This window comes from Mesorhizobium sp. B2-8-5 (genome assembly GCF_006440675.2).
Lineage (GTDB): Bacteria > Pseudomonadota > Alphaproteobacteria > Rhizobiales > Rhizobiaceae > Mesorhizobium.
In genome coordinates, this window is the sequence record NZ_CP083951.1 from 1,823,076 (window position 1) to 1,841,206 (window position 18,131).

15 protein-coding genes are annotated in these 18,131 nt (G+C 63.6%); 12 read left to right on the forward strand and 3 right to left on the reverse strand.

The genetic code is table 11. The annotated features are described in order from the left end of the window. The first annotated feature begins 3 nt into the window (after positions 1-3). Complete coding sequence (locus FJ430_RS08835; protein WP_140709598.1) at positions 4-1,146, forward strand: Gfo/Idh/MocA family protein; 1,143 nt, start codon at positions 4-6, stop codon at positions 1,144-1,146. Positions 1,147-1,176: 30 nt separating this feature from the next. Here the strand turns inward: FJ430_RS08835 and FJ430_RS08840 are convergent, their stop codons facing one another. Continuing rightward, complete coding sequence (locus tag FJ430_RS08840) at positions 1,177-2,268, reverse strand: ISAs1 family transposase (protein WP_226891871.1); 1,092 nt, start codon at positions 2,266-2,268, stop codon at positions 1,177-1,179. Between the two features lie 163 nt (positions 2,269-2,431). Between FJ430_RS08840 and mgrA the strand changes: the two genes are divergently transcribed. Together mgrA and FJ430_RS08850 are read left to right on the forward strand one after the other, a co-directional pair. Next, the gene (gene mgrA / locus FJ430_RS08845) at positions 2,432-3,478 is read left to right on the forward strand and encodes an L-glyceraldehyde 3-phosphate reductase (RefSeq protein ID WP_140710164.1); all 1,047 of its coding nucleotides are present in this window, start codon (positions 2,432-2,434) and stop codon (positions 3,476-3,478) included. 148 nt (positions 3,479-3,626) lie between these two features. Next, on the forward strand, positions 3,627-4,031 hold the full coding sequence (locus FJ430_RS08850) for a Fur family transcriptional regulator (RefSeq protein WP_041003614.1): 405 nt from the start codon (positions 3,627-3,629) through the stop codon (positions 4,029-4,031). A 157-nt stretch (positions 4,032-4,188) separates the two neighbouring features. On the opposite strand, the gene polA is transcribed toward FJ430_RS08850, so the two are convergent. After that, complete coding sequence (polA, locus tag FJ430_RS08855; protein WP_181175563.1) at positions 4,189-7,143, reverse strand: DNA polymerase I; 2,955 nt, start codon at positions 7,141-7,143, stop codon at positions 4,189-4,191. Between the two features lie 426 nt (positions 7,144-7,569). On the opposite strand from polA, the gene FJ430_RS08860 reads away from it, so the two are divergent. The 8 genes from FJ430_RS08860 to FJ430_RS08895 all read left to right on the forward strand — a co-directional run bounded on the left by FJ430_RS08860 (position 7,570) and on the right by FJ430_RS08895 (position 16,266). Next, a complete protein-coding gene (locus FJ430_RS08860) occupies positions 7,570-8,955 on the forward strand; it encodes a M20/M25/M40 family metallo-hydrolase (protein ID WP_140710168.1) in 1,386 nt (461 codons plus the stop codon). Positions 8,956-9,076: 121 nt separating this feature from the next. Then, entirely contained in the window at positions 9,077-9,697 is a 621-nt protein-coding gene (locus FJ430_RS08865; RefSeq protein WP_140644596.1) for a ribonuclease D, read from the forward strand. A gap of 82 nt (positions 9,698-9,779) precedes the next feature. Further along, complete coding sequence (locus FJ430_RS08870; RefSeq protein WP_140710170.1) at positions 9,780-9,977, forward strand: hypothetical protein; 198 nt, start codon at positions 9,780-9,782, stop codon at positions 9,975-9,977. A 51-nt stretch (positions 9,978-10,028) separates the two neighbouring features. Continuing rightward, positions 10,029-10,175, forward strand: a complete 147-nt coding sequence (locus tag FJ430_RS08875) for a hypothetical protein (protein WP_140644594.1) — start codon at positions 10,029-10,031, stop codon at positions 10,173-10,175. A gap of 126 nt (positions 10,176-10,301) precedes the next feature. Then, a complete protein-coding gene (locus FJ430_RS08880) occupies positions 10,302-12,194 on the forward strand; it encodes an acyltransferase family protein (RefSeq protein WP_413467836.1) in 1,893 nt (630 codons plus the stop codon). Between the two features lie 195 nt (positions 12,195-12,389). Further along, on the forward strand, positions 12,390-14,645 hold the full coding sequence (locus FJ430_RS08885; RefSeq protein WP_140710174.1) for a transglycosylase domain-containing protein: 2,256 nt from the start codon (positions 12,390-12,392) through the stop codon (positions 14,643-14,645). A 65-nt stretch (positions 14,646-14,710) separates the two neighbouring features. Beyond that, positions 14,711-15,460 (forward strand): SDR family NAD(P)-dependent oxidoreductase, encoded by a 750-nt coding sequence (locus FJ430_RS08890; protein WP_140644591.1) that lies wholly within the window; start codon positions 14,711-14,713, stop codon positions 15,458-15,460. Then, positions 15,457-16,266, forward strand: coding sequence for a hypothetical protein (locus tag FJ430_RS08895; protein ID WP_140710176.1), 810 nt, complete (start codon positions 15,457-15,459; stop codon positions 16,264-16,266). The genes FJ430_RS08890 and FJ430_RS08895 overlap by 4 nt, the downstream gene beginning before the upstream one ends. Positions 16,267-16,278: 12 nt before the next feature. Here the strand turns inward: FJ430_RS08895 and FJ430_RS08900 are convergent, their stop codons facing one another. Next, positions 16,279-17,199: a zinc-binding dehydrogenase gene (locus tag FJ430_RS08900; RefSeq protein WP_140710178.1), complete on the reverse strand. Its 921-nt coding sequence runs from the start codon at positions 17,197-17,199 to the stop codon at positions 16,279-16,281. Between the two features lie 124 nt (positions 17,200-17,323). Here FJ430_RS08900 and FJ430_RS08905 point away from each other — a divergent pair, with 124 nt between their 5' ends. After that, complete coding sequence (locus FJ430_RS08905) at positions 17,324-18,130, forward strand: AraC family transcriptional regulator (protein ID WP_140710180.1); 807 nt, start codon at positions 17,324-17,326, stop codon at positions 18,128-18,130. The last annotated feature ends 1 nt before the right edge of the window (position 18,131 follow it).

Sequence of the window (18,131 nt, forward strand, 5' to 3'; positions counted from 1 at the left end):
GAAATGGCAGAAAAACTTGGCGTCGGCGTCGTCGGCTGCGGCAACATCTCGAAGGCGTATTTCTCGCTGTCGCCGCTGTTTCGCGGCATCAAGATGCGCGCCTGCGCGGATATCAACATGGATGCGGCGAAAGCGCGGGCAAAGGAGTTCAAGCTGCGTGCCGAGACGGTCAACGACCTGCTCAAGGACGACGAGATCGACATCATCGTCAACCTCACGGTTCCGGCGGTGCACTACGAAGTCACCAAAGCGGTGCTCGACGCCGGCAAGCATGTCTATTCGGAAAAGCCGTTCGTGCTGTCGATCGGGGAAGGGCTCGATCTCAAGAAACGGGCCGAGAAGAGGGGCCTGCGCATCGGTTCGGCGCCAGACACGTTCCTCGGCGGCGCGCACCAACTGGTCCGCGATCTGATCGACAGCGGCAAGCTCGGCGCGATCACCAGCGGCACCTGCCATGTGATGGGCCACGGCATGGAGCACTGGCACCCCAACCCGGATTTCTTCTTCCAGCCGGGCGCCGGTCCGGTGCTGGATATCGGGCCGTATTATGTCACCAACCTGGTCCAGCTGATCGGGCCGGTGAAACAGGTGGCGGCCTTCGCGACGACGCCGGCCAAGGAGCGTACGATTTCGTCGAAGCCGCGTGCGGGCGAAAAGATCCCGGTGAACACGCCGACCACCATCCATGCGCTGCTTGAATTCGCCAATGGCGCGGTGATCACGCTCAACACCAGCTGGGATGTCTGGAGCCATGGCCACGCGCCGATGGAGCTCTACGGTGAATTGGGCACCGTTTTCGTGCCGGACCCGAATTTCTTCGGCGGCGAGGTGCGCTTCACCGACTCGGCCAAGCCGGTGAAGAAACTGCCGAAATGGAACCATCCGTTCGGCGTGCCGAACGAGATGCATGGCCATGGCATGATGGCGAACTACCGCACCGCCGGCCTGGCCGACATGGCGGTCGCGATTGCCGAGGGACGGCCGCATCGCTGCTCGATGGAGCTGGCGCTGCACGCGGTCGATGTCATGACCGGCATCCTGCGTTCCGGCGAAAGCGGCAAGTACGTCGCCATGCAGACGACCTGCGAGCGGCCCGCCGCGCTCGGCGTCAAGGACGCCAAGGCGCTGCTGGCGAAGAAAAAGTAGGTGGCGACCCTCTCCCCGTCCCGGCCAGGGCTATCGCATATGAGTGATCGCATTGATGAGATAGTCGTCGTTCCAGGCGCATTTCTTGATGCGATGACTGATGGGGACTTTGGCAGCATCGGCGGCCTGAAGGATGTTTCTAGCGAGGCGATTGAGAAGGGCTGTGTTGGCGGGAGCATTGTCCTTGCGGGCACGGCTGAGATCCTCATCAAGATGAACATCGAGCATCCAATGCAGGCCGTTCTCGATCTGCCAATGAGCTCTAGTGAGGTCGAGCGCCTGCTGAGGCGACATGAGCGTGGAGGCCATGAACAGGCGCATCAACGGCTTGGCCTGATCGCGTCGGCTGGTGATGCGGATGAAGGCCAGGTGGCCAGGCATCAGCGGCTCGGCCGCCGCCACGATCTCGGCTTGCCGCCATTCGTTGCGGCCGTGGCTGGTCTCGGTCCGCTCGGCAATGGAAGGGGTCGCGTCGGCCAGTTTCAAGTTGGCATGGCGCAGCCAATGACGCCGGTTGCCCTTCAGCGCAAGCAGGTAATCGCCACCTCTTTGGGTAATGGCCGCAGCCATTCGGGTATGACAGTGGAGCGCGTCGGCGGTGACCAATCTGCCCGTAAGATCAATGAGTTCGACGACTTTGAGCGCGGCCTCGACTTCGTTCTCACCATCACTCGGCGAGACTGCCGCCAGGCACAGCCGGGTCTCGGCCGCGAAGGCCGACACCGTCAACGGCGGACTGGCTGCCAAGCCCTTCTCGTAGGCCCGCCGCAAAACCTTGCCGTCAAGCGATACCACCTCGGGCGTCTCTCGGCTGGCTCGGGCGAAAGCGGCGGCAAAGGCGGCAAAAGCGCGACCGAAGGCCTCCGGGTCGAGCAGGCGCAGCAGCCGCGAGAAAGTGTCGTGGCTGGGGGCTGCGTCATAGTCGATCAGCCGCGACAGCGCTTGCTTGCGCTCCTGTGCGAACAAGGCAAATTCCGTCGCATTACTGGCACCGCACAGGCTTGCCGCGATCATCATCACGATCAGGTCGCCAAGCCGGTGCGTGGCGTTGGGCGCGCGGGGATCAGGCACCGCGCCAAAGTAGCTCTCAAGACAGGAAATGGCAGTCGCTCCTTCGCTCAACTGCCTCTCCAAAGAATCCTTTCTCAGCCTAAACTCAACCCCAAAAACGCCATATGCGATTCCCCTGCCGTCCCGGCGGGGAGAGGGTAATGGTGGGGGACAAGCATCGATTCAATCCGCCATGACGGCGCCCGCGGCGCCGCTTCGACCCCGAGGATTTCCCATGCCCTATGTCGCCGCCGAAAACCGCTACGAGAAGATGATCTATAATCGCTGCGGGCGGTCAGGCCTGAAGCTGCCGGCGATCTCGCTCGGGCTGTGGCACAATTTCGGCAACGATACGCCGCACAGGACCAAGCAGGCGCTCGTGCGCAAGGCCTTCGACCTCGGCATCACCCATTTCGACCTCGCCAACAATTACGGCCCGCCGCCCGGCTCGGCGGAAACCGCGTTCGGCGAGATACTGCGCACCGATTTCGCTGCTTACCGCGACGAGATCATCATCTCGACCAAGGCCGGCTACGAGATGTGGGCCGGTCCCTACGGCGAATGGGGCAGCCGCAAATATGTGCTGGCCAGCCTCGACCAGAGCCTCAAGCGTATGGGGCTCGACTATGTCGACATCTTCTATTCGCACCGTTTCGATCCCGAGACGCCGCTCGAGGAAACGATGGGCGCGCTCGACCACGCAGTGCGCTCGGGCAAGGCGCTCTATGCCGGCATCTCTTCCTACAATTCGCAGCGCACGCGCGAGGCGGCCGACATATTGCGGCAGCTCGGCACGCCATGCCTGATCCACCAGCCGAGCTATTCGATGCTCAACCGCTGGGTCGAGGAGGACGGGCTGCTCGACACGCTGGAGGGGCTCGGCATCGGCTCGATCGTCTTCTCGCCGCTGGCGCAGGGCATGCTGACCGACAAATATCTCGGCGGCATTCCCGACGGTAGCCGCGCATCCCAGGGCAAATCGCTCAAGCCCACCTTCATCAACGACCAGTCGATCGCCAACATCCAGGCGCTCAACGCCATTGCCGGCCGCCGCGGCCAGACGCTGGCGCAGATGGCGCTGGCCTGGGTGCTGCGCAAAGGCCGCGTGACCACGGCGCTGATCGGTGCCAGCCGGCCGGAACAAGTCGAGGATTGCGTCGGCGCGCTCAAGGGGCTCGACTTCAGCGACGCGGAGCTTGCCGAGATCGACACTTACGCGCGGGAGTCCGATATCAACCTTTGGGCGGCTTCGGCCGAACGCAAGGGACCGCCGCGCAAGTAGCGGTTAGCCGGCGAACCATCGCCGTCGCGTCGTGTCGGAGGGGGCGCGCTTCGGAAACAGTGGCAAAATCACTCGTTCGTCGCTATCTCAGGGGAATGGAGGTCGTTCGCATGCGAGATCTGCTGCGAGCGTCGATTGGGCGAACAAGATGACGGCAAGAGATGCGCTAACCAAGAACCAGCTCTGCGTGCTCGAGAAGCTCGAGGCGTCCAGCGGGCCGCTCAGCGCCTATACGCTGCTCGACCAGCTGCGCGAGCGCGGTTTCCGGGCGCCGCTGCAGGTCTATCGGGCGCTCGACACGCTGGTGAAGTCCGGTTTCGTGCATCGGCTCGAAAGCCTCAACTCCTTCGTCGCCTGCGCCGAGCCGCACGACCACAGCCATTCGATGACGGCCTTCGCCATCTGCGACAATTGCGGCCAGGTGACCGAAATGTCCGACCACGATGTCGATCACCGGCTTGACGAATGGGTGCGCTCGACGGGATTTGCGGCGAAAAAAGCGGTGATAGAGTTTCGCGGGGTGTGTGCCAAATGCAGGGCTGAAGCGGCGTAAGGACGCCGATATTCAGGTGAGGTCGGCCTGCAAATGGCGGCTCCCTGCGCTTCCGGTGCTCACGTACTTTAAGTACGCTCCGCTCCGGTTCTCGGGACCCACCATTTTCGACTCGACCTGACCTGAATCTCGACGCTCTTACAGCGTGGGGTAGCGCCTAATGCGCCTCGTCCCAGTTGTTCGCCGCTCGCGCGTCGACGTGCAGCGGCACCGACATCGAGACCGCCGGCATCGGCGCGTTCTCCATCACGCGGCGTACCACCGGGATCGTCGCCTCGACCTCCGAGTCCACCGTCTCGAAGATCAGTTCGTCATGCACCTGCAACAGCATGCGGGCGGAGAGTTTCGCCTTGTCCAGCGCCTCTTCCATATGCACCATGGCACGGCGGATGATGTCGGCCGCGGTGCCCTGGAGCCTGGCGTTGATCGAGGCGCGCTCGTTGAAGGCGCGCACCGACGGGTTGGACGACCTTATCTCCGGATAGTGGATGCGGCGGCCGAAGATGGTCTCGACGAAACCGTTTTCCCGCGCATAGGCCTTGGTTTCCTCGATATAGTCGCGAATGCCTGGGAAACGCTCGAAATAGCGCTTGATATAGGCGCTCGCCTCGTCGCGCGGGATCGACAGCTGGTTGGCGAGGCCGAAGGCCGAGATGCCGTAGATGATGCCGAAATTGATCGCCTTGGCGCGCCGGCGCACTTCCGAAGGCATGCCCTCGACCGGCACGTTGAACATCTCCGATGCGGTGATGGCATGGATGTCGGCGCCGTCGGCAAAGGCCTGCTTGAGCTGCGGGATCTCCGCGACATGGGCAAGCACGCGCAATTCGATCTGGCTGTAGTCGGCCGAGACCAGCTTGTGGCCTTTCTCCGCAATGAAGGCGGTCCTGATCTTGCGGCCTTCGGCGGTGCGCACCGGGATGTTCTGCAGATTGGGATCGGACGACGACAGACGCCCCGTCGTGGTCGCGGCGAGCGCATAGGAGGTGTGGACGCGGTTGGTGCCGGGGTTGATGAAGCCCGGCAGCGCGTCGGTATAGGTCGATTTCAGCTTGGTGAGCTGGCGCCAGTCGACGATCTTGCGCGGCAGCTCGTGGCCTTCGGTGGCAAGGTCTTCCAGAAGCTGCGCCGAGGTCGACCACTGGCCGGTCTTGGTCTTGGAACCGCCCGGCAGGCCCATCTTGCCGAACAGGATATCGCCGAGCTGCTTCGGCGAGCCGATGTTGATGCGTTCGCCGACGATTCCGTAGATTTCCTCCTCGACGCGGGCGGCGCCCTGCGCCAATTCGCCCGACAGTCGCGACAGGATCTGGCGGTCGACCGAGATGCCGCGCTGTTCCATCCGGGCAAGCACCGGCACCAGCGGCCGCTCCAGTCGCTCGTAGACGGAAACGAGGCCCTTGGCGGCCAACCTCGGCTTCAGCACCAGCCAGAGCTGCAACGCAATGTCGGCCTGCTCGGCGGCGTATCTCGTCGCGCGCTCGATATCGACCTGGTCGAAGCCGATGGCGCTCTTGCCCGAGCCGGCGAGTTCCTTCTTCGAGGCCGGCGCGTGACCGAGCCACTTCTCCGACAGCGAGACGAGGTCGTGACCGCCGGAGGTGCCTGCGTCAAGCACGTAGGAGATCAACATCGTGTCGTCGAACGGCCCGACCTCGATGCCGTGCCGGCCCATCACGACGATGTCGTATTTCGTGTCCTGGACGATCTTGAGAACCGACCGGTCCTCGAGCAACGGCTTGAGCAGCGCCAGCGCCTCGCGGACCGGGATCTGGTTCTCCAGCATGCCGCCGCCGAGCAGGTCGCCATTACCGCTCTTGTGGGCGAGCGGCACATAGACAGCCCGGCCCGGCGCGATCGCCATGGAAATGCCGATAAGGTCGGCCTGCATCGGATCGGATGAGCTGGTCTCGGCGTCGAGCGCAAGGACGCCGGCGTCGCGGGCTTCGGCTATCCAGGCCTTGAGCGCCGCCGCATCGCGGATGGCGGTATAGGCCGAGGCGTCGATCTTGCGGGCCGCCGCCTGTTCGAGCCGCAGCGCCGAGAGCAGCGAAGGGGTGTCGCCCTGCGGCGGCGCGTCCTCGCCCCTTGTGGCAGGTTTCGCGGTACCCTTCGATTCAGGTGCCGGCTGTCTCGATGGCGCGCCGGCGCCGACATCGGGGCCATGCGCGGTATCGGCGCGCTCGACGGTGACGGCGGAAGCCTGGACATCGCCGATCTCGGTGGCGGTCGCCTCGGCGACGCGCCGCGTCAGCGTGGTGAATTCCATCGTCTTCAGAAAGCCGATCAGCTTCGGCCCGTCCGGCTCATGCAGGACCAAATCGTCCAGTCCCTCCTTCAGGGGCACGTCGTTCCTCAGCGTCACCAGCTCGCGCGAGATGCGCGCCTTGTCGGTATTGGCGATGATGGTTTCGCGGCGCTTGTCCTGCTTGATCTCGGAAGCGCGCGCCAGCAGCCCGTCGAGGTCGCCGAACTGTTCCAACAGCTGCGCCGCGGTCTTCGGGCCGATGCCGGGCACGCCCGGCACGTTGTCGACCGAGTCGCCGGTCAGCGCCTGCAGGTCGATCATCTTCTCCGGCGGCACGCCCCATTTCTCGATCACCTCGGGAATGCCGATCTGGCGGTCTTTCATCGGGTCGTACATGCCGACCGTCGGACCGACCAGTTGCATCAGGTCCTTGTCGGAGGAGATGATGGTGGTGTCGGCGCCGACCTCGCAGGCCAGCCGGCAATAGGTCGCGATGATGTCGTCGGCCTCGAACCCCTCCATCTCGATGCAGGGCAGGTTGAAGGCCACGGTCGCCTGGCGGATCAGCCCGAATTGCGGGATCAGGTCCTCCGGCGGCGCCGAGCGGTTCGCCTTGTATTCGGGATAGAGATCGCTGCGGAAGGTTTTCGAGGAATAGTCGAAGATAACGGCGAAATGCGTCGGCACGATGCCTACACTGGTGTTGCGGGCATCCTGCATCAGCTTCCACACCATGTTGCAGAAGCCGAGCACGGCGCTGGTCGGCAGGCCGTCGGATTTGCGGTTCAGCGGCGGCAGCGCGTGATAGGCGCGGAAAATGTAGCCGGAGCCGTCGACGAGGAAGAGGTGATCGCCTTTTTTCATGCCGGCAGGGATAGCGCGGCCAGCCTTCGCGGTCCATGCCAAAGGCTGTGCAACCTGCCAGTTCGGGCAACACCCCTGACAGATACTGTCCTGGCGGGAATCCACTGCTCACGGGCATGTTACAAAAGTGTAATTTTCGTGCCCTTGAATCGCCACGTTCACAGACCCAAATACATCTCATCGGCAGTTTTCGCCGAAGTCCGGAGTAAGGCCCGTCCCCCGCCTATCCCGGGCAACTTGCGGCAGCCTATCCCCCCTCTCCGGGCTGCCGCATCGTTTCGAGTAAAGACCGCCGTGGTTCCCCCTCCACCACGGCGGTTCTTTTTTGCCTCCAGGCAAGCCTTTCCCGCTTGGTCCAACGATCGCGGCTTTTCGTTTTCCGCATCGCCCTTTAGGGTCTGCCGCAAAAATCGAAAGGCCCCCAAAATGTCCAAACTCTCCCCCGTCCTCGACCGTCTCGACCAGAACCTCGACCAGAGCCTGGAGCGGCTGTTCGGCCTGCTCGGCATCAAGTCGATCTCCACCGATCCCGCCTTTGCCGCCGACTGCCGCAAGGGGGCCAAATGGCTGGTGGCCGAACTCAAGCTGATCGGCTTCGACGCAAGCGTACGCGACACGCCCGGACATCCGATGGTGGTGGCGCATCACGAGGGGCCGGCAGGCGCGCCGCATGTGCTGTTCTACGGCCACTACGACGTCCAGCCGGTCGATCCGATCGAATTGTGGGAAACCGATCCGTTCGCGCCGTCGATCAAGGAGATCGAGCCTGGACGCAAAGTGATCACCGGACGCGGCTCGGCCGACGACAAGGGGCAACTGATGACCTTCGTCGAGGCCTGCCGCGCCTGGAAGCAGGTGCACGGCAATCTGCCTTGCCGCGTTACCATCCTGTTCGAGGGCGAGGAAGAATCCGGCTCGCCGTCGCTGAAGCCGTTCCTAGAAGCCAACGCCGCCGAGCTGAAGGCGGATTTCGCGCTGGTCTGCGACACCAGCATGTGGAATCGCGAGACGCCGTCGATCTGCGTGTCACTGCGCGGCATGGTCGGCGAGGAGATCACCGTCAAGGCGGCCAACCGCGACCTGCATTCAGGCCTCTATGGCGGGCCGGCCGCCAATCCGATCCGCATCCTGGCCAAGGTGCTGGCCGATGTCCACGACAAGGACGGCCATGTCACCATTCCGGGCTTCTATGACGGCGTCGAGGAGACGCCCTCGCAGGTGCTGAAATCCTGGGAAGGGCTCGGCGAAACGGCCGAGACCTTCCTTGGACCGGTCGGACTTTCCATTCCGGCCGGCGAAAAAGGGCGCTCGGTGCTCGAGCTCACCTGGGCGCGGCCGACCGCGGAATTCAACGGCATCATCGGCGGCTATACCGGCAGGGGCTTCAAGACGGTGATCGCGGCGGAAGCGTCGGCGAAAGTGTCGTTCCGGCTCGTTCACAAGCAGGATCCGAAGAAGATCCGCGCCGCCTTCCAGGCCTTTGTGCGCGAGCGCATCCCCGGCGACTGCTCGGTAGAATTCCACCCGCATGGCGGCTCGCCGGCGATCCAGCTTTCCTATGACTCGCCGTTCCTGACCAAAGCCAAGGACGCGCTGTCGGACGAGTGGGAGAGGCAGGCCGTGACCACCGGCGGCGGCGGCTCGATCCCGGTGGTGGGCGATTTCCAGACCTATCTCGGCATGGAATCGCTGCTGGTCGGCTTCGGCCTCGACGACGACCGCATCCACTCGCCGAACGAGAAATACGAGCTGACCTCCTTCCACAAGGGGCAGCGGTCCTGGGCGCGAATCCTCGACGCGCTGACGCGTTGAAATTCAACTTTCTGTTGATTTTTCTCCGGATCGCGGCGAGGACGAATGACCAGCGCAACGCGCCGCCTGCTGGCGCATCCCAGGCGATGCGCGGTATTGCGGCCGCGATCCGGAGAAGAGAATGACTGATATCCGTTTCCACAAAAACGATCTGCCTGACCTGTCGCGCTACAATGTCGGGGCGGTGGCCATCGACACGGAAACTCTGGGGCTCAACCCGCATCGCGACCGGCTCTGCGTGGTGCAGATTTCGCCCGGCGACGGCAGCGCCGACGTCATCCAGATCGCTCCAGGCCAGAAAGAGGCGCCGAACCTCGCCAGCCTGTTGAGAAACAACACAATCACCAAGCTGTTTCACTACGGCCGGTTCGACATCGCCGTGCTCTACCACACCTTCGGTGTGATGGCCGAGCCGGTGTTCTGCACCAAGATCGCCTCGCGGCTCACCCGCACCTATACCGATCGTCACGGGCTGAAGGATCTCTGCAACGAACTGCTCGGCATCGGCCTTTCCAAGGCGCAGCAATCCTCCGACTGGGCGGCCGAAACGCTCTCGCCCGAACAGCTCGAATATGCCGCCTCGGACGTGCTCTACCTGCACAGGCTGCATGAGGTGCTGGGCGCGCGCCTGGCGCGCGAAAACCGCACCAAGGAGGCGGACGCCTGCTTCCGTTTCCTGCCGACCCGCGCCAAGCTCGACCTTATGGGCTGGGCCGAGGAAGACATCTTCGCGCACAGCTGACGGAACCCGGCGCGTCCAGGGACGTTCATGCCGGTCTACGGAGGGCCGGTTCGCGGCGGGGCCGGTTCATGGAGGGAGTGACATGGCAGAGCGCAAATCGATAGAAAGCGCGCCGAAGGACGGCTCGAAGGTCACCATCCTGTGGAAGGACGGCGACGGCGTCGTCAACGAATCCATCGGTCAGTATCGCGACGGCGGCTGGTGGGTCTACACCGACAGCGACACGCAAAAGAAGGTCGATCCGACGAGCTGGCGCCCAGCATCAAATGACGACGACTAGTAGGCTGCGTGCAGGCTTCAAAGCGGGCCTCGACCGAAACAAGGGGACGCAATGAGGCAGAACACGCTCTATCTTATCATCGGGGCGCTGGTCGCGGTGGTCATCGCGCTCGGCATCTATGTCTATCGCGAGCAGACCAGGCCGAAAGGCGTCGAGCTCAAGATCGACGACAAGGGCATTTCGATCCAGCAGAATTGACCACGGTGGCCAGCCGGAAGTGGCTGGCCACCGTGAGGGGCTAGACTGGCTTTGCGAGACGACATTGCGCCGGGGGGATTTCGGCCGGAGATACAGGGGCTGCGCGGGCTCGCCGTAGCCTTTGTGGTGATCTTTCATATCTGGCCGGCAGCACTTCCCGGCGGCTATGTCGGGGTCGACATCTTCTTCGTCATCTCCGGCTTCCTGATCACCGGCCTGCTTACGCGCATGGCTCTGAGCGATAGCGGTATCTCGCTTGTCGGCTTCTATACGCGCCGGGTCAGGCGATTGCTGCCGGCGGCGATCGTCGCGCTCTTCGTCACGCTCGCGGGAACGCTGCTGTTCGTGTCGGACGCCTGGTGGGAAGAAACCGCCAGGCAGGTTATTGCAAGCGCGCTCTACGTGCAGAACTGGCGGCTTGCCGAGCAGGCCGTGGACTATCTCGGCGCCGAGGACGCCCCGAGCCCGGTGCAGCATTTCTGGTCGCTGTCGATCGAGGAGCAGTTCTACATCGTCTGGCCTGTGCTGATGATCGCTGCGCTTTGGTGGGCCAGGCGTCGCGGGCACTCGCCCGTGCAAACACTTACCTTCGTGCTCGGCGTGGTCCTGGCGGGCTCGCTCGCGGCTTCCGTCGCGCTCACCCGATCCGATCCGGCATGGGCCTATTTCGTTACCCATACCCGGGTCTGGGAACTGGCGCTTGGCGGGCTGCTGGCGCTGACCCTGGACCGGTTCCAGCCGAAAGCGCGTGCCCGGGCGGGGATGGCTGTCGCCGGCATGCTGGCGATGCTTGCGTCGGCGATGCTGTTTACAAGGGCGACCGATTTTCCGGGCTTCAAGGCGCTGCTGCCGACGCTCGGCGCGGCTCTGATCATCGCGGCCGGCAGCGTACGCATGGGCCGCTTCCGCGGCCTGGACATCGCGGCGCTGCGCTATATCGGCGATCGCTCCTATTCGATCTATCTGTGGCATTGGCCGCTGATCATTTTCTATGCGGCGCAGTGCGGCGCGATCGACCTTCTCGATGGCGTTGGGCTGATCATCGCCACCTTGGTCGTTTCCGGTCTCTCCTACCGCTTCATCGAACAGCCCTATCGCCATTCGCGCTCGTCCCTGGCATGGCGGCCGCTGATCGACGGCACGGTGGCGGTGGGGTTGTGCGTGGCGGTGGCGGGCGGACTCGTCCATGCGATCGACCGGCAGCCCATCGATACCAGCCTGATCGGAACGCCGAATTATCCGGGGCCTGCGGCCTTGCTGGCGAACGCTGTCGTTCCCGCGGGCGTCAAGCCGCTGCCACCTTTGAGCAAGATCGGCAGCGATGTGCCGATCATATACAAAATGAAATGTCATCAGGAGCAGAAGGGCATCGACGCGACCGGTTGCCAGCTCGGGGACCCGACGGGGACAAGGACCATCGTCGTGATGGGCGATTCCCACGCGGCGCAATGGGTGCCGGCAATCGACAAAATCGCCAAAGACAGAAAATGGAAGCTCGTCAGCTTCACCAAGGCGGCATGCCCGGTAACCCGGGTCACCATCCTTGACGACGGCAAGCCGTATGAGCAATGTGCGCTGTGGCGGGAGAGGATTCTCTCCGAGATTGCGAAACTGAAACCCGATTTGGTGTTCACCAGCCAGAGCAACTACACCAGCGTTGCGCAGGACGCGATGATCGAGGGGCTGCGCAGCGTCTGGAGCGAGCTCAGCGGGCAGGGCGTGCGCGTCGTCGCCATCCGCAACACACCTTTCAGCTTGTTCGATCCGCGCAATTGCCTGGGGACCGATCCCGGCAAATGCGTCAATCCGCGCAGCGAGGTCGAACGGGAAAACATCTATGCGCTCGCCGCCCGGTCCGTACCGGGGGTGAGCGTGGTCGACATGAACGATGCGCTATGCGGCAAGGAGAGCTGCCCGGCGGTGGTCGGCAACATTGTCGTGCTGCGCGACAACCATCATCTGACGGCAACCTACGCGTTGGCGCTGGCGCCCTATCTGGCCAAGGCAGCGGGACTTTGAGCAACCATCCACTCGTAATCATGCGGCGCCCCGCAATGGACCCGACTGCGAAAGATAGCGCGAGAGACCGTTGGATTTAGAAAATCGTAAGGGTTTTCAAAAGGCTGCATAAACCCTGCTTTAACCCGCCTTTAAACCGCCGCATCTAGTCTTCAACCCGAACGCCATCGGCACCGGGGCAGCAAGCAAGAGCGCATGGCGAACCGCAGAGACAGTCGCATCGAACCGAGCTTCGAGGGATCGCCGCGCGCGAAATCCTCCGAAGGCTTTTCGGTCAGCGAGGAGGATCGTGTCGTGCCGGGCAGTCGTAAATCCGCTTCGAAGGGCAGGTCCGCCAAGGCGAAATCGCGCGGCCGTGGCCGCGACCGCAATCGGCGCGGGCTGCTCGGCATCGCCACGCGGCTTGTCTACTGGTGCTTCGTGCTCTGCATATGGGGCGGTATCGCGACGGCCGGCATCGTCGTCTATTACGGCGCCAAGATGCCGGCGGCGACGACGTGGTCGGTCCCGGACCGTGCGCCGAACATCAAGATCGTCTCGGTCGATGGCGCGCTGATCGCCAATCGCGGTGCGTCGGGCGGCGAGGCCGTCGGCCTGCACGAAATGTCGCCCTATATCCCCGAGGCCGTGGTCGCCATCGAGGACCGGCGCTTCTATTCGCATTTCGGCATCGACCCGATCGGCCTGTCGCGCGCCATGGTCGCCAATCTGCTTGGCGGCCATTTCTCGCAGGGCGGCTCGACGCTGACGCAGCAGCTGGCCAAGAACCTGTTCCTGACACCCGACCGCACGCTGGAGCGCAAGGTCCAGGAAGTGCTGCTCGCGCTGTGGCTCGAGCACAAGCACAGCAAGGACCAGATCCTCGAAATGTACCTCAACCGGGTCTATTTCGGCTCGGGCGCCTATGGCGTCGAGGCGGCCTCGCGGCGCTATTTCGGCAAGAGCGCGCGCGACGTGACGCTTTCGGAAGCCGCGTTGCTGGCGGGCCTGCTGAAGGCGCCGTCCAAGCTGTCACCGGCGCGCGACCCAAAGGCGGCCGAGGAGCGGGCGCAACTCGTGCTCGCGGCCATGCGCGAGACCGGCAAGATCAGCGACAAGGAATACAAGACGGCGTTGAGCGCGCCGGCGACGCGCGCGCCGTCCTACTGGACCGGCTCGGAAAACTATGTCGCCGATACGGTGATGGACGAACTCCCGGACCTCATCGGCGACGTGCGCGGCGACATCGTCATCAACACCACGGTCGACCTCAACCTGCAGAAGCTTGCCGAACAGTCGATCCGCCGGCTGATCGACGAGAGCGGCAAGAAGTTGAACGTCACGCAAGGCGCGCTGGTGTCGATCGACGATTCCGGCGCGGTGCGCGCGATGGTCGGCGGCTACGATTATTCGACCAGCCAGTTCGACCGCGCCTCGGAAGCGCGCCGGCAGCCGGGCTCGGCCTTCAAGCCCTTCGTCTATATGGCGGCGCTGGAGGCCGGCCGCACGCCTGACAGCATCCGCAACGACGCGCCGATCAAGATCGGCAAATGGACGCCGGACAATTACGGCGGCAAATATTACGGCAAGGTGACGCTGGCGACAGCTTTGGCCAAGTCGCTCAACTCGGTGGCGGCCCAGCTCACCATGGAGGTCGGCCCCGACGCCGTGGTGGAAGCCGCGCATCGCATGGGCATCCAGTCGGACCTGCAGGCCAACACCTCGATCGCGCTCGGTACCTCGGAGGTGACGCCGCTGGAACTGACCTCGGCCTATGTGCCTTTCGCTAACGGCGGCTACAAGCCGGACATCCACTTCATCCAGCGCATCACCACCGCCAACGGCAAGGTGCTCTACGAGAACAGCGGCGGCAGCGCGCCGCGCGTCATCAAGGCCGATATCGTCGGCATGATGAACTCGATGATGACGGGCACCGTCGAGGTCGGCACCGCCAAGAAGGCGGCGTTCAACTGGCCTTCGGCCGGCAAGACCGGCACCAGTCAGAACTCGCGCGATGCCTGGTTCGTCGGCTACACCGCCAATCTCACCACGGGCGTGTGGTTCGGCAATGACGACGGCAGCCCGATGAAGAAGGTCACCGGCGGCGCCCTGCCGGCGCAGGCCTGGCACGAATTCATGGTGGCCGCGCATGAAGGCGTGCCGGTCAGGCCGCTGCCCGGCACCTGGAAGTCGACGCCGTCCGATACGATCGTGCCGGACGAGATCCCATCGGCTGACGCCTCGCAGCCGCCAGCGCCGCCCGCGGCCGTCGGCCAGTCACAGCCGGTCGCTCCGGCGCCAGCGCCGGTACGTCAGGCGCGCCCGGCCCAGACCGTCGATGCGGACGGCTTCGACATGCCAAGCGACAGCGGATCGACCGCCTCGATCAAGCATCCGGTGCCGCCCGGCAATGTCGGCGGACCGACGAAGAAGCGGCAGACTTCGATCCTCGATATCCTGGGCGGCGGTTGAAGCGGCAACTCGCCCTCTCGTAATGGCAAGCGCCTTCGGCTACATGTCCGGCCGGAGATCAAGTCATGGCCGAGACCGACAGCAGAAAAACCATCGTGCTCACCGGCGCCAGCCGCGGCATCGGCCATGCGACCGTGAAGCGCTTTTCGCGCGAGGGCTGGCGCGTCATCACCTGCTCGCGCCAGGCTTTCGCCGAGGATTGCCCGTGGCCGGCCGGCCCCGAGGACCACATCAAGGTCGACCTCGCCGACCAGGAGGATGTCGGCATCGCCGTCTCGGAAATCCGCCACCGGCTGGAGGCGCATGGCGGACAGTTGCACGCGCTGGTCAACAATGCCGGCATCTCGCCGAAGCTGAAAGACGGCAGGCGCATGGATTCGATAGAGACGCCGATGCATGTCTGGCGCGACGTGTTCCAGGTCAATTTCTTCGCGCCGATCATGCTGGCAAGGGGGCTGTTCAAGGAACTCGCCGCCGCCAAGGGCTCGATCGTCAACGTCACCTCGATCGCAGGCACCCGCGTGCATCCTTTCGCCGGCACGGCCTATGCCACATCGAAAGCGGCGCTCGGCTCGCTGACGCGCGAGATGGCGCATGATTTCGGTCCGCACGGCATCCGCGTCAACGCGATCGCGCCGGGCGAGATCGACACCGCGATCCTTTCGCCCGGCACCGACAAGATCGTCGAGACGATTCCGCTGAGAAGGCTTGGCGCCACCTCGGAAGTCGCCGACATCATCTTCTTCCTGTGCTCAGGCCAGGCGTCCTACGTCACCGGCTCGGAAATCCACATCAATGGCGGCCAGCACGTGTGAGTCAGGGTTTCGAGCGTTACACAGAAACCAACATCGTTGGGTCGCTCGTCATCTATGAGTGGGCCGCAGAGCTCGATATACGCCGAGCGCGCGACATACTGGATAAGATCGCCGGAATTATCGGCTTAGCACCAGATATCGCAACCGTCGTTGGCGCGAAAACCAGCAAGGACTATCTCTTTCGCAACTTCGTAAAGCGCGATGTGCTCCGAAAGCAAGAATGGCAAGCGCTGAGTTATCTCTGGAAGAGGGGTGTCGATACACTCTCGGATTTTGCAATAGAAATTGCCTGCTCTCCCGAGAGTTTCCGATGCTTCGAAATCCATATCGACAAGGCGGCGGTCACGGATTTCAACGGTACATTCCAGAGGATCACCAGATTGGTTTGCGAGGAGTTGCAACCTGTTTACGGGATCGGTTTGTCGATGCCGTACTTTTGGGGGCCGAGGGCATTTGCGCGAGGGTCGGCATCTTCCCGTTTCGCTACCGTGGACAAGACGGTTTATGGCCCTCCACTTGAAATGAAAGAGCAGTCTTTCGCCTTCGGCCCAATTTTCCGAGCTGAAAGCGCTCGGCGGCAGTTGGACCAAAAAATTCGCGATCTGTTTCCCTTCAATCTGCTGTCAGAAGGCCACCTGAACCGCCAGATCGATGGCAAATACTTGGAAAACTGGATTGAAGAAAATTCATTTGGCGTCTTACGGAAGGTTTCGGCTGTAACATGGCAATGGAACGTTCCGTCGCCCGACGTTCAAAGTATCAGGAAGCGGCTGATAGAAGCCGATCTTACTGTTGTGAAGCGATAGACCGCAGTCGGCTCATCTGGCCATGCTGACAACAGCCTTGCCGCTGAAGCTGCGCTGCCGCAGCGCGTCCAGGGCCTGGCCGATGTCCGTCCATGGCACAGTCATGGCCACGCGGGTCTCCAGCCGGCCGGCCGCGACGAGATCGAGCAGCGCGGCGATGTCGGCGCCGATGGCCGAGCCGGACGTATAGTAGGCGAAAGTCTGGAGCCTTGCGCCCTCGTGGCCCGGAACGAACTGCCGGAATCCGATCGGCGTGAGCTCGCCGCTGCTCGAGCCGAACATGACGACAGTCCCGCCGGGCGCGACACGCTCGATCGCGTCGGCGAGGCTTTTGCCGCCGACCGACTCGGTGATCAATGAAAATAGTCCCCCGGCCAGTTCGATCGACTCGACGACCTGCCCGGCGCCCAGATCGCGAAGATCATCGTGGTGCCGGGCCGAAGCGATCGCCGTCACCGAAGCGCCTTGCTCGCGGGCGATCTGGATCTGGAAGCGGCCGACCGCGCCGCTCGCGCCGGTGATCAGGACCCGCTGGCCGGCGAGATCGCCGCCATGGCGCAAAGTTCTCAGCGCCGTCGTGCCCGCCACCGGGAGCGTGGCCGCGGACGCGAAGCTGACCACGTCCGGCAGGACGGCAAGGCGGTCGGTCGGAACGGCGACGTGTTCAGCCCAGCCGGCCTGGTCGATCAAAGCCGCGACGCGCGTGCCGGCAGCCGGGCCGGAGCCATCGGCCGCCGCGCACTCGACAATGCCGACGATGTCCTGGCCAGGGATCCAGCCGTCGGGACGGATGCCGAGCAGGCGCAGCTCGCCACGGTTCAACGATGTTGCATGAACAGCCACCAATGCTTCATTCGTATTGCAGCTTGGCTCATCAATTTCGACGAGCTTCAGCCTGTTCGGACTGTCTGAAGAGATAGCGAGAGCAAGCATGGGGCCACCTTGAATGACGCTCGAGAGCCGCGATCGATTGCGACGGAAACAGCTCGAAACCTATCGACTTTCGCGGTTGTTGAATTTAGAGATAAAGCCAAATGATCGCTAAAAGCCGTCAGATATGAGACAGCCGCTCCGCTGGCCCTGGCTGGATTTCGACGTCGACGACGTGGCCGCGCCGGCGATCGCCATTGGCGTCGATGTCACGGGGACCAAGGCCGAGGTGCCGGCGCATTGGCATCGCAAAGGGCAGCTCGTCTTCGCGCTCGGCGGCGGCGTCACCTGCCGCGTTCCGAGCGGGCTTTGGATGGTGCCGCCGCATTGCGGGGTGTGGGTGCCGAGCCGCATGGAACACAGCAACATCGCGACGGCGAATGCGCGGATTTTCTTCGTCTATATCGAGCCGGGCGCCGCCGACCTGCCGGACCGGTGCTGCACGCTTTCGATCTCGCCGCTGCTGCGCGAATTGATCATCGAGCTATCGGAGTGCGCGCCGGACGATGCGCGCGGCAACTTCCTGGGAAGCGTGCTGCTCGCGGAATTGCCCTGTATGCCTGTGCAGCAGTTGCACCTGCCGATCTCGGCCGAGCCGCGGTTGCGACGGATCGCCGAAGCGTTGGCGGACGACCCCGCCGATCGCAGCACCTTGGCCGATTGGGCAGACCGCGTTGCGCTCAGCGAAAGCAGCCTGGCGCGTCTCGTGGTGAAGGAGACCGGCTTGAGTTTCGGGCGCTGGCGCCAGCAGCTGCATCTGATCGTGGCGCTCAGGGAACTGTCCGCCGGCGCCAGTGTGCAGCAGGTGTCGGGCGATCTCGGCTACGAATCCGTCACCGCCTTCATCACCATGTTCAAGAAGGCGCTGGGCAAGCCGCCGGCCAAATATCTCAGCGATATCGCGCAGAATAGCGGCTCTGCGTTCGTGGCGTGAT